At 66.9% G+C, this 11,402-nt stretch carries 10 protein-coding genes; 4 read left to right on the forward strand and 6 right to left on the reverse strand.

Annotated elements, in window-relative coordinates; translation table 11 throughout:
- Positions 1-16 precede the first annotated feature (16 nt).
- Positions 17-1,069: a methionyl-tRNA formyltransferase gene (gene fmt, locus K6V06_RS11945; RefSeq protein WP_222243658.1), complete on the reverse strand. Its 1,053-nt coding sequence runs from the start codon at positions 1,067-1,069 to the stop codon at positions 17-19.
- 13 nt (positions 1,070-1,082) lie between these two features.
- A complete protein-coding gene (gene def, locus K6V06_RS11950; protein WP_222243659.1) occupies positions 1,083-1,616 on the reverse strand; it encodes a peptide deformylase in 534 nt (177 codons plus the stop codon).
- A 353-nt stretch (positions 1,617-1,969) separates the two neighbouring features.
- Here def and dprA point away from each other — a divergent pair, with 353 nt between their 5' ends.
- The 3 genes from dprA (at position 1,970) to K6V06_RS11965 (ending at position 6,637) form a co-directional block, all read left to right on the forward strand.
- On the forward strand, positions 1,970-3,139 hold the full coding sequence (gene dprA / locus K6V06_RS11955; protein ID WP_222243660.1) for a DNA-processing protein DprA: 1,170 nt from the start codon (positions 1,970-1,972) through the stop codon (positions 3,137-3,139).
- Between the two features lie 112 nt (positions 3,140-3,251).
- Positions 3,252-3,659 carry a thioredoxin family protein gene (locus tag K6V06_RS11960; protein WP_222243661.1) on the forward strand — a complete coding sequence of 136 codons (408 nt, stop codon included), beginning with the start codon at positions 3,252-3,254 and terminating at the stop codon, positions 3,657-3,659.
- A 287-nt stretch (positions 3,660-3,946) separates the two neighbouring features.
- A complete protein-coding gene (locus K6V06_RS11965) occupies positions 3,947-6,637 on the forward strand; it encodes a DNA topoisomerase III (protein WP_222243663.1) in 2,691 nt (896 codons plus the stop codon).
- Between the two features lie 48 nt (positions 6,638-6,685).
- Here the strand turns inward: K6V06_RS11965 and K6V06_RS11970 are convergent, their stop codons facing one another.
- A complete protein-coding gene (locus K6V06_RS11970) occupies positions 6,686-7,585 on the reverse strand; it encodes a LysR family transcriptional regulator (protein ID WP_222243665.1) in 900 nt (299 codons plus the stop codon).
- A gap of 197 nt (positions 7,586-7,782) precedes the next feature.
- Between K6V06_RS11970 and K6V06_RS11975 the strand changes: the two genes are divergently transcribed.
- On the forward strand, positions 7,783-8,043 hold the full coding sequence (locus tag K6V06_RS11975; RefSeq protein ID WP_222243667.1) for a hypothetical protein: 261 nt from the start codon (positions 7,783-7,785) through the stop codon (positions 8,041-8,043).
- Positions 8,044-8,176: 133 nt separating this feature from the next.
- Here K6V06_RS11975 and K6V06_RS11980 read toward each other — a convergent pair whose 3' ends face one another.
- The 3 genes from K6V06_RS11980 to K6V06_RS11990 all read right to left on the reverse strand — a co-directional run bounded on the left by K6V06_RS11980 (position 8,177) and on the right by K6V06_RS11990 (position 11,145).
- On the reverse strand, positions 8,177-8,656 hold the full coding sequence (locus K6V06_RS11980) for a hypothetical protein (protein WP_222243669.1): 480 nt from the start codon (positions 8,654-8,656) through the stop codon (positions 8,177-8,179).
- 183 nt (positions 8,657-8,839) lie between these two features.
- The gene (locus K6V06_RS11985; protein ID WP_222243671.1) at positions 8,840-9,034 is read right to left on the reverse strand and encodes a YbdD/YjiX family protein; all 195 of its coding nucleotides are present in this window, start codon (positions 9,032-9,034) and stop codon (positions 8,840-8,842) included.
- Between the two features lie 41 nt (positions 9,035-9,075).
- Positions 9,076-11,145: a carbon starvation CstA family protein gene (locus K6V06_RS11990; protein ID WP_222243673.1), complete on the reverse strand. Its 2,070-nt coding sequence runs from the start codon at positions 11,143-11,145 to the stop codon at positions 9,076-9,078.
- Between the last annotated feature and the right edge of the window lie 257 nt (positions 11,146-11,402).

The following is an 11,402-nucleotide window of genomic DNA, read 5'->3' on the forward strand; positions in this document are numbered from 1 at the left end:
TCGCTTCAGTAATGGATCAGCGCGTGCCTACCGTGCAGCGCGTCCCGGCGGCCAGCGGCATGCCCTGCAGAAACGCCTGCGCGGGAAGCCGGCGGCCCCCGGGTTTCTGCAACTCCGTCACGCGCAGTGCGCCCTCGCCGCACGCGATGACGACGCCTTGCGCGTCCGCAGCGACGATGGTCCCCGGCGCCGTATCCTGACCGCCGATGTCCGCCGGCAGCGCGATGGCGCTTGCCTGCCAGCACTTGACCGCGATGTCGCCGATCTGCACCACCGCGCCGGGGAACGGATTGAAGGCGCGCACCTGCCGCGCCAGTTCCATCGCTGGCCGGCGCAGATCGAGCCGCGCTTCGTCCTTGCCGATCTTCTCGGCGTAGGTGACGCCGTCAACGGGCTGCGGCACGGCGGCCAGGCGCCCCTCGGTCCGCAGGCGGCGCAGGGCCTCGACGATCATCGTCGCGCCCAGCTGCGCCAGCGTATCGTGCAGCATGCCGGTGGTGCTGTCGGCAGCGATCGGGACGGTTTCGGTCGAGATCATCGCGCCGGTGTCCAGCCCCTCGTCCATCTGCATCAGCGTGATGCCAGTGGCGGCGTCGCCGGCCTCGATGGCCCGGTGGATGGGCGCCGCGCCGCGCCAGCGCGGCAGCAGCGACGCATGGATGTTCAGGCAACCGTGGCGCGGCAGCGTCAGCACCTCCGCGGGCAGGATCAGGCCATAGGCGGCGACCACCATCACATCCGGCGCGCATTGCGCCAGCGCGTCGACGGCGGCGCCGGCTTCTTCCGGATATTTGCCCTGGCGGCGCAGCGAGCGCGGCTGCAGCACCGGACCCAACCCTTGCGCGACGGCGTATTGCTTGACCGGACTGGCCTGCAGCTGCATGCCGCGCCCGGCCGGCCGGTCTGGCTGCGTCAGCACGGCCACGACCGGAAAGTCCGCCTCGTGGATTGCCGCCAGCGCGGCACGCGCGAACTCGGGGGTGCCGGCAAAGGCCACCCGTAGCGGCCGGGTTTGCTGGGCGTCGTTGGACGAGGTTGCGCAAGCGTCCTGTGCGTCGCTGACCGTCATGGCGCTTTCCGCATCAGGCGCGCGCGCGCTTTGGCTGCTGCGCCTTCTGCTGCTTCTGCTGTTTCTGCAGCTTCGACTTGATGCGGTTGAGCTTGAGCGGGGAGAGGTATTCGACGAAGACCTTGCCCTTCAGATGGTCCATCTCGTGCTGGATGCAGACCGCCAGCAGATCGTCGGCCTCCAGTTCGAAGGTCTCGCCGTTCTCGTTCAGCGCCCGCACCCGAACGCGGTCGGGGCGCTCGACCCGGTCGTAGATCTCGGGCACCGACAGGCAGCCCTCTTCATAGATCTGGAGGTGGTCGCTGGCCCAGACGATCTCCGGGTTGATGAAGACCTGCAGTTGGTCGCGCGTGTCGGAGACGTCGATCACGATGACCTGCTCGTGCACGTCGACCTGCGTCGCGGCCAGGCCGATACCCGGGGCTTCGTACATGGTTTCCGCCATGTCCTTGACCAGTTGACGGATGCGGTCGTCCACCTGCGCGACGGGTTTCGCGACGATATGAAGGCGGGGATCGGGATAGGTCAGGATGTCGAGTTTGGCCATGATACGAGTGCGCGGGGCGCGAGCGGTACAACGTTGGCGCCACCATCGATACGGCCGCTGCTGCCCGTTGCCATTGGCATCGGATGCGGTGCGGTCGTATTGGCGATGCAGGCGCCTGAAATCAGAATCGGGGCACGAGGCCTGAAAATCAAGCGGCGGCAATCCTACCCGGGGCCGGGTGTGAAGGCCGCTTCGCAAGGCCCGCAGCTGCCTGCAACGGCGCCCTTTGCGAGAAGACGAGATGGACGGCAGCTGCTCGAGGCAGCCGCCTGCCGAAAGGCGCGATCTTACCAAATAACCCCTTGCCACGCCGGACCTGGCGCCGCCGCGCAGCCGGTGCCAACCGAGAGCCGATGACCGATCCCGAGGAGATTGCCGCATGGCTGCGCCTGACCGGAACGCCGGGGCTTTCCGCGGTGGCGGCGCGCCGGTTGCTCGCGGCCTTTGGCCTGCCCCAGCAGATCCTGGCCACCCCTGTGTCGCGGCTGGCGCAAGTGGTGCCCGCTACCCTCGCCCGCCGCCTGCTGGCGGCGCCGGACGACGCGATGCGGGTTGCCGCGGCGAGAACGGCGACCTGGGCCGCGCAGCCCGGCCAGGCCGTGATTGGACTGGCGGACCCGTCGTATCCCGTAGGTCTTCTGGATTTGACCGATCCGCCGCTGCTGTTGTTCGCCCGCGGTAATCCGGATCTGTTGCGAAGGCAGGCAGTGGCGGTGGTAGGCGCCCGCAACGCCACGCAACAGGGCGAGCGCGATGCACAGCGCTTCGCACGGCGCTTGTCGGAGGCGGGCTGGCTGGTGGTGTCGGGACTGGCCCACGGTATCGATGCCGCCGCGCATGCCGGCGGGATGCAGGGGCCGGCCGGCACGCTCGCCGTGGTGGGGACGGGCGTGGATCGCGTCTATCCCGAGTCCAACCGCGCCTTGAGCGACCGGCTGGCCGCCGAAGCGCTGATCGTCAGCGAACTGCCGCTGGGCACCCCGCCGCGCAGCCTGCACTTTCCCCGCCGCAACCGGCTGATCGCGGCGCTGTCGCGCGGCGTGGTGGTCATCGAGGCGGCGTTGCGATCCGGCTCGTTGATTACCGCCCGTCTGGCGGCCGAACTGGGACGGGAGGTCTTTGCCCTGCCCGGCTCCATCCACGCGCCGCAATCGCAGGGTTGCCACCAGTTGATCCGGCAGGGCGCAATGCTGGTCGAGTCGGCCGAGGAAGTGCTCGCCGAACTCGGTACGGCGGCGGACAGCGCGGGATGTCCCGTGCCGGCGCCATCCGCGCCAGCACGGCGGGAACCGCTGGAACCGCTGGAACCGCTCCCTGCGCCGTCCCCAACCCCTCTTGCTGCAGGGCTGGAACACAGTGGCACGGCAGTCCTGGCGGCAATCGCGTACGATCCGGTCGGTGCGGACGCCCTGGCTGCGCGCACCGGTCTGCCCGTGGCGCTCGTCACCGCGGCGCTGCTGGGGCTGGAACTTGGAGGCGCCGTCGAGAGTCTTCCCGGCAATCGGTATCGGCGCCTGGCTTGAGCGTCCTCGCCAGGGAAGCCGCTACAATGCGCCGCCTGCGCGGCGGCCGCCCGTGGCCGGCTGCGGGCCGGTTTTCCGCCGAAACCGGCGTTCGGTTCAGGTTTGGAGTCACATGACCGTTTACTTCCCGGAGCGGGACGGCGCAGCGATCGCTGTCGCGTTGCAGTCACAATCGGCAGGCCGTCTGGTGGCCTGCCTGTGCGCCGCCTGGTGCGGCACCTGCAACACCTATCAGGCGGTGTGGGAGCAGCTCGCGAGCCAGCATCCTGGCGATTGTTTCGTCTGGATCGATATCGAAACGCATGCGGATGCGCTCGGGGATATCGACATCGAGAACTTTCCCACCGTGATGGTGCAGCCAATCGCGGGCGGACCGCCCGATTTCTATGGAACGCTGCTGCCCCACGCGGCCACGCTGCAGAAGTTGCTAGAAAAGGGCCGCGCGATGCCGGGAGACGGTGACGAGGCGCCGGACCTGCTCGCCTGGTTGAATCCGTCGGCGCTGGCGCGGTCACAGTAGCCGGCAAGAGGCCTGCGGCAGAGCCGGTGAAAGAGCCGGGATCGCGCAGAAGTGGCGCAGGAGACCAGCCGGCAAGGGCTTGCTGCCGGAGCGGCGGGGCAGGCGGAAAAGGCCGCTGCCAGACCGCACCGGCGGTCGCCAGCCACGGCGGCTCGCCTTGCACCGTGCTCCGCAGCGCGCTTATTATTGGCGCCTCGTGGCCCCCCGGGGGGAACGAAGCGTCTGTTTACATATAGTGCAGTGCCAATCGCGGAAGGCAATCAGGACCGACCGCAAGGATTCCACCCATGTCCAAAGCTCTCATCATCGCGGAAAAGCCGTCGGTCGCGGCCGACATCGCCCGTGCACTCGGGGGCTTTACCAAGCATGACGAGTACTACGAGAGCGACGAGTATGTGCTGTCCTCGGCGGTCGGCCATCTGGTCGAAATCGCCGCGCCCGACGAGTACGAGGTCAAGCGTGGAAAGTGGAGCTTTGCCAACCTCCCGGTGATTCCGCCGCATTTCGACCTGCGTCCCATCGCCAAGACCGAGACGCGGCTGAAGGTGCTGAACCGCCTGATCAAGCGCAAGGACGTCACCGCCCTGATCAACGCCTGCGATGCGGGGCGCGAGGGGGAACTGATCTTCCGGCTGATCGTGCAGCAGGCCAAGGCGAAGCAGCCGGTACGCCGGCTGTGGCTGCAATCGATGACGCCGGCGGCGATCCGCGAGGGCTTCGCCCGTCTGCGCGAGGACGAGGAAATGCTGCCGCTGGCCGATGCCGCGCGGTGCCGGTCGGAAGCGGACTGGCTGGTCGGCATCAATGGCACGCGAGCGATGACCGCCTTCAACAGCAAGGGCGGTGGCTTCTTCCTGACCACCGTTGGCCGCGTGCAGACGCCGACGCTGTCGATCGTGGTGGAGCGCGAGGAGAAGATCAAGCATTTCGTCCCGCGCGACTATTGGGAAGTGCGGGCCGAGTTCATCGCCGCGGCGGGCCTCTACGAGGGCCGCTGGTTCGACCCGAAGTTCAGGAAGAACGAGTTCGACCCCGAGGCGCGGGAGTCGCGGCTGTGGAGCGAGGCCGAGGCCAAGAGCATCGTGGCGGCCTGCCGCGACAAGCCCGGTACGGTCACCGAGGAATCGAAGCCGTCGACGCAGCTGTCGCCGGCACTGTTCGACCTGACCAGCCTGCAGCGCGAGGCCAATTCGCGCTTCGGCTTCTCGGCCAAGAACACGCTCGGCCTGGCCCAGGCACTGTACGAGAAGCACAAGGTGCTGACCTACCCGCGTACCGACTCGCGCGCGCTGCCCGAGGACTACATGGGCACGGTCAAGGAAACGCTCGGCATGCTGGCCGACAGTTCGCCGAACTACCTGCCGCATGCAAAGAAGATCCTGAATAGCGACTGGGTCAAGCCGAACAAGCGGATCTTCGACAACAGCAAGATCAGCGACCACTTCGCCATCATCCCGACGCTGCAGGCGCCGAAGAACCTGTCCGAGCCGGAGCAGAAGCTGTACGACCTGGTCGTGCGGCGCTTCCTGTCCGTGTTCTTCCCCGCCGCGGAATTCCAGGTCACCACGCGCGTCACCGAAGTGGCCGGCCATCATTTCAAGACCGAAGGCAAGGTGCTGGTCAATCCCGGCTGGCTGGTGATCTACGGCCGCGACAAGCAGGGCGACGACGCCAACCTGGTACCGGTGGCCAAGGACGAGAAGGTACGCACCGACAAGGTCGAATCGGTCGGCCTGACCACCAAGCCGCCCGCGCGCTACAACGAGGCGACGCTGCTGTCGGCGATGGAAGGCGCCGGCAAGCTGGTGGACGACGACGCGCTGCGCGAGGCGATGGCGGGCAAGGGTCTGGGCACGCCGGCCACGCGCGCGGCCATCATTGAAGGGCTGCTGACCGAGAAGTACCTGGTACGGGAAGGACGCGAGCTGATTCCGACCGCCAAGGCCTTCCAGCTGATGACGCTGCTGCGCGGCCTGGGCGTGCAGGAACTGACGCAGGCCGAGCTGACCGGCGAGTGGGAGCACAAGCTGGCGCAGATCGAGCGCGGACGCCTGAAGCGCGACGAGTTCATGCGCGAGATCGCGCAGATGACCCAGCAGATCGTCAAGCGCGCCAAGGAATACGACAGCGATACGATCCCGGGCGACTACGCCACGCTGGAAACGCCCTGCCCGCAATGCGGCGGCCAGGTCAAGGAAAACTACCGTCGCTTCGCCTGCACGGCGTGCGAGTTCTCCATCAGCAAGATTCCGGGCGGGCGGCAGTTCGAGCTCGACGAAGTGGAAACGCTGCTGCGCGACAAGGAGATCGGTCCGCTGCAGGGCTTTCGCAGCAAGATGGGCCGCCCCTTCGCCGCCATCCTGAAGCTTGGCCGCGACGATGACGGCAACTACAAGATGGAGTTCGACTTCGGCCAGAACGAGGACGAGAACGACGGCGAGCCGGTGGACTTCAGCGAGCAGGAGCCGCTGGGCCATTGCCCGAAATGCAATGGCTCGGTGTACGAGCACGGCATGAAATATGTCTGCGAGAACGCCGTCGGCGCGCAGAAGCACTGCGACTTCTCCACGGGCAAGATCATCCTGCAGCAGGAGGTGTCGCGGGAGCAGATCGCCAAGCTGCTTGGCGAGGGCCGCACCGACCTGCTGACGGGGTTCAAGTCGTCGCGCACCGGCCGCAACTTCAAGGCCTATCTGGTCAAGCAGCCCGACGGCAAGATCGGCTTCGAGTTCGAGGCGCGCGAGCCCAAGGCGGGTGCGAAGACGGCGGCCAAGACCGCTGCCAGGACGGCTGCGAAAACCCCCGCAGCGCCCCCCGCAGCGGGCGAAGGCGATAACGGCGCGCAGACGCCGGCGGCGAGGAAAACCGCTGCGGCCAAGACGCCTGCCAAGACGCCCGCCAAGCGCGCCGCGGCGAAGACCCCTGCCCGCAAGACCGCGCGCGCCAGCGCCAAGACCACGGCGAACGCGAGCGAGTAAGCGCTCGGGAAGCCGGACACTGGAAAAGGGGGCCGCGGCCCCCTTTTCTCATTCCGCGGACCGCTTGACGCCCTCTTCCACCAGGAAATCGATGAAGGCCCGCACCTTGGTCGGCAGGAACTTGCGGCTGGGATAAATCACGCTCAGATCGCGGCGCGGCAGCTGGTACTGCGGCAGGATATGTTGCAGCAAACCCGCCTCGATGCTCGGCCGTGCGAGGTAGGACGACAGCATGGCAATGCCCAGGTTTGCCAGCGCGGCCTGGTGTGCCAGTTCCGCATTGCTGCACAGCAGACCGGGCCGGATAGGCACCGTCACCTCCCCTTCGGGGCCGCGCAGCGTCCAGGTGTGTTCGGCGTTGGGCAGCCGCATGGCGATGCAACGGTGATGGGACAGGTCGTGCGCATGGCGCAGCGGCGGATGCTGGGCCAGGTAGCCGGGCGAGGCGCACAGGATGATCTCGGCGCTGATCAGGGGCCGTGCAACCAGGTGCGAGCCCAGCCCCAGGTCCGACAGCACGATGCCGACGTCCCTGCCCTCCTCGACGATATCGACGATGCGGTCGGACAGCTGCACGTCGAAGACCACGTCCGGGTACAGCGTCTGGAAGCGGCCGAGGATATCCGGCAGCAGGTGCAGGCCGAACATGACCGGGGTAACGATGCGCAGCGTGCCGGACAAGGACTGGCTGCGCGCGGCGACCACCGATTCGGCCTCTTCCACGTCCTCCAGGATTTGCTGGCAGCGCTGCAGATAGGTTTCACCCGCGTCGGTGAGCGACAGGCTGCGGGTGGTCCGGTTCAGCAGCCGGGTGCCGAGATGCGCTTCCAGATCGGCGACATAGCGGGTGACGACCGCGTTGGAGATTTCGAGTTGTTGCGCCGCACGGGCAAAACTGCCGAGCTCCACCACCTTGGTGAACACTCGCATCGATTGCAGCCGGTCCATGACACGATCTCCCCGATTCCGCCTGAATTTTTCCGCCATCCGGCGGGTTTGTTGTTCTAAATAGAACTAATCATTGTGGACGGCAATATTTATTCATATAAGGGAAATGCCTAATATGCGGTCATCAGATGCCGCACTGCAACGAACGGAAACCGCGGAGTGGCAATCGTCGGCAGCAAAAAAACAAGGACAGCATCATGAAACTCTCGCGCATCGCTCTGCTCACCGCTACCCTGGCCGCCGCCCTGGCAGCCGCCCCTGCCATGGCCAAGCCGGGCCAGTTCAATCCCTACACCGACGGCGCCAAGGCCGGCCAGTTCGACGTCTTTACCGAAGGGGCGCGTCAGGGCAAGTTTGACGTGTTCACCGAAGGCGCTCGCCAAGGCAACTTCGACGTGTTCACCGAAGGCGCCCGCCAAGGCAAGTTCGACGTCTTTACCGAAGGGGCCGCACGCTGATGTCTGGCCGGTCCGGCGCGGCCTGACCCGCCGCACCTGCCCCCCTTCCGCAATGCCCGCGCCCCCGAGCGCGGGCATTGTCGTTCAGGGGCGCCCCAAAGGAAAAAGGACCGCATTCGCGGCCCTTTTCCTGTCAATCGTCGTGGCGATGGCCGCGGCGATGATAGTGGTGCTTGTTCTTGTACTTGCCCTTCTTGTAGTAGCCGCGGCTCTTGTAGTAGCGGTCGCGATCGTCCGCATACGAATTGCTGCGCGAGACGTTGCCGCCGAGCGCCGCGCCGGCGCCGCCGCCCAGCGCCGCCCCGATCAGGCCGCCGCTGCGGCCACCGACGACATTGCCTGCCGCGGTGCCGGCACCGCCGCCGAGCGCGCCGCCCAGGATGGCGCCAGTGCGTTCGCGCCGGTTCGAGGTAATCGCGCCTCCCGCGCCGCCGCCCAGCGCGCCGCCGATCACGGCGCCGGTGGAGCCGCCCAGTGCGCCCCCGACTGCTGCGCCGGCGACACCGCCCAGCGCGCCGCCCACGGCATTGTTCAGATCGCTGGCCCAGGCCGGCACAGTGGAGGCGGCAAGAGCCAGGGCGACGGTCAGATTGCGAACGAGTTGGCGAGACATGTGTTGTTTCCTCGGGTTGCCAAACTATGAGTGAAGTGTAGGGCCGGTATCCGCGGCTTGCTGTAACCGCCTGTAAGGCTTTATTAATGCTGCAGAAAGACAACAAGGCCGCCCGAAGGCGGCCTTTGTGCTTATTTAGCCACTAAATTGACTGGGAACCCCCCGATGTACGGGTTCCAGGCATCAACAGCAGCGTCCCTGTCCACCTCCATACCGGGCTTCCTGACGCTCCCGGAAAAATTCTTCGTAACTCATCGGACGGCGGTCCGGATGGGTTTGCTCCATGTGCGTCAGGTAGGTCTGGTAGTCGGGCAGCCCGACCATCAGCCGCAGGGACTGGCCGAGGTAGCGGCCCATTTTTTCCAGCGGTTCCAGCATGTCGGCTCTCCTCGAGGTGTTGGGGCGGCGCGGTGCCGGGCTTATTGCTGCGAGGCGGAGGCCGGCATCGGCTCGAACGGCGTTTCCCGCGCGGTCGGCTTGGCGGCGCCGCTGGCCTGCAGGCCGGTGCGGAAGCCGTACACCACGATCGACAGCACCACCAGGATGAACAGCGCGCACAGACCGGCGTCGAGATAGTCGTTGAAGACGATCTGGTGCATCTGGTCCATGGTCTTGGCCGGCGCCAGCACCGTCCCCTGGGCGATGGCGTCGCTGAAGCGGCTGGCGTGCGACAGGAAGCCGATCTTCGGATCCGGATGGAACAGCTTCTGCCAGCCGGCAGTCAGCGTGCAGATCAGCAGCCACACGGTCGGCACCAGCGTGACCCAGGCATAGCGCCCGCGCTTCATCTTGACCAGCACGCAGGTGCCCAGCACCAGCGCGACGGCGGCCAGCATCTGGTTGGAGATGCCGAACAGCGGCCACAGCGTGTTGATGCCGCCCAGCGGATCGACCACGCCCTGATAGAGGAAGTAGCCCCACGCCGCCACGCACAGCGCGGTCGCCAGCAGGTTGGCCGGCAGCGATTCGGTCTTGCGCATGGCCGGCACGAAGGCGCCCAGCAGATCCTGCAGCATGAAGCGGCCGGCACGGGTGCCCGCGTCCACGGCGGTCAGGATGAACAGCGCTTCGAAGAGGATGGCGAAGTGGTACCAGAAGGCCATCATGGCCTGCCCGCCCACCACCTGGTGCAGGATGTGGGCGATGCCGACGGCCAGCGTCGGTGCGCCGCCTGCACGGGAGATGATGGTGTTCTCGCCAACGTCCTTGGCGGTCTGGATCAGCACGTCGGGCGTGATGACGAAGCCCCAGTTCGACACTGCCGCGGCCACGGCTTCCGGCGTGGTGCCGATCGCGGCGGCGGGGCTGTTCATCGCGAAGTAGACGCCCGGTTCGATCACCGAGGCCGCGACCAGCGCCATGATGGCGACGAACGACTCGGCCAGCATCGCGCCGTAGCCGATGAAGCGCGCGTGCGTTTCGTTCTCCAGCAGCTTGGGCGTGGTGCCCGACGAGATCAGCGCATGGAACCCCGAGACCGCGCCGCAGGCGATGGTGATGAACAGGAACGGGAACAGGTTGCCCGACCAGACCGGTCCGCCGCCGTCGGCGAACTGGGTGAACGCCGGCATCTTCAGTTCCGGCGCGACGATCAGGATGCCGATCGCCAGCGCAATAATGGTGCCGATCTTCAGGAAGGTCGACAGGTAGTCGCGCGGTGCGAGCAGCAGCCACACCGGCAGCACGGCGGCGACGAAGCCGTAGCCGATCAGCATCCAGGTCAGTGCGACGCCGTCGAAGGTGAACAGCGGCGCCAGTGTCGGGCTCTCATGCACGTACTCGCCGCCGATGATTGCCAGCATCAGCAGGACGAAGCCGATCACCGACACTTCGCCGATACGGCCAGGACGGATGTAGCGCGTGTACAGGCCCATGAAGATGGCGATCGGAATCGTCACCGCCACGGTGAACGTGCCCCACGGCGAGTCGGCCAATGCCTTGACCACGATCAGCGCCAGCACCGCCAGGATGATGATCATGATCATGAAGCAGCCGAACAGCGCGATCATGCCGGGCACCGTGCCCATTTCGGACTTGACCAGGTCGCCCAGCGAGCGGCCGTCGCGGCGCGTGGAAATGAACAGCACCATGAAGTCCTGCACCGCGCCGGCGAAGACCACGCCGGCCAGAATCCACAGCATGCCGGGCATGTAGCCCATCTGCGCGGCCAGCACCGGGCCGACCAGCGGTCCGGCGCCCGCGATCGCGGCGAAATGGTGGCCGAACAGCACCGCCTTGTTGGTCGGCACGTAGTCGAGGCCGTCGTTATGCCGCCATGCGGGCGTCATCCGGCTCGGATCCAGCTGCATCACCTTGTCGGCGATGAACTTGCTGTAGTAGCGGTAGGCGATCAGATAGATACAGATCGCGGCGACCACGATCCAGAGCGCGCTGACGGCTTCTCCGCGCGCCAGCGCGACAGTGGCAAAGGCAAAGGCGCCAAGGACGGCGACGGCCAGCCACACCAGGTGTTGCCCGATGCGATTCATAGTGAAGGTCTCCTCAGACCGGATGGAACAAGGCCCGTGCAGGGGACAAGGCCCGGATCGGCGCGGCAGTGCCGCGCGGCGCGGCAAGCGCGGCGCGCAAGCATCGTGCCGGGCGGCGTCGGGTTGACGGTCGGGGAAGGCGGTCTCCGGGTGTCTGCGGCGCGCCCGGTACTCGCATCGCGGTCCGGATCTCGTTCTCAGGCGGGCAGGCGGCTTGCCGGGCGGGAGCCAGGCGGCCGCGTGCGTGATGGTGCGCA

Source organism: Cupriavidus sp. AU9028 (assembly GCF_019795295.1).
Taxonomy (GTDB): domain Bacteria; phylum Pseudomonadota; class Gammaproteobacteria; order Burkholderiales; family Burkholderiaceae; genus Cupriavidus.

What these genes read in the sequence shown, in the direction of transcription:
- K6V06_RS11980 (WP_222243669.1), bottom strand. Translation starts at nt 8,656, where the DNA reads ATGTCTCGCCAACTCGTTCGCAATCTGACCGTCGCCCTGGCTCTTGCC.
- fmt (WP_222243658.1), bottom strand. Translation starts at nt 1,069, where the DNA reads ATGACGGTCAGCGACGCACAGGACGCTTGCGCAACCTCGTCCAACGAC.
- dprA (WP_222243660.1), top strand. Translation starts at nt 1,970, where the DNA reads ATGACCGATCCCGAGGAGATTGCCGCATGGCTGCGCCTGACCGGAACG.
- K6V06_RS11985 (WP_222243671.1), bottom strand. Translation starts at nt 9,034, where the DNA reads ATGCTGGAACCGCTGGAAAAAATGGGCCGCTACCTCGGCCAGTCCCTG.
- K6V06_RS11960 (WP_222243661.1), top strand. Translation starts at nt 3,252, where the DNA reads ATGACCGTTTACTTCCCGGAGCGGGACGGCGCAGCGATCGCTGTCGCG.
- K6V06_RS11990 (WP_222243673.1), bottom strand. Translation starts at nt 11,145, where the DNA reads ATGAATCGCATCGGGCAACACCTGGTGTGGCTGGCCGTCGCCGTCCTT.
- K6V06_RS11975 (WP_222243667.1), top strand. Translation starts at nt 7,783, where the DNA reads ATGAAACTCTCGCGCATCGCTCTGCTCACCGCTACCCTGGCCGCCGCC.
- K6V06_RS11965 (WP_222243663.1), top strand. Translation starts at nt 3,947, where the DNA reads ATGTCCAAAGCTCTCATCATCGCGGAAAAGCCGTCGGTCGCGGCCGAC.
- def (WP_222243659.1), bottom strand. Translation starts at nt 1,616, where the DNA reads ATGGCCAAACTCGACATCCTGACCTATCCCGATCCCCGCCTTCATATC.
- K6V06_RS11970 (WP_222243665.1), bottom strand. Translation starts at nt 7,585, where the DNA reads ATGGACCGGCTGCAATCGATGCGAGTGTTCACCAAGGTGGTGGAGCTC.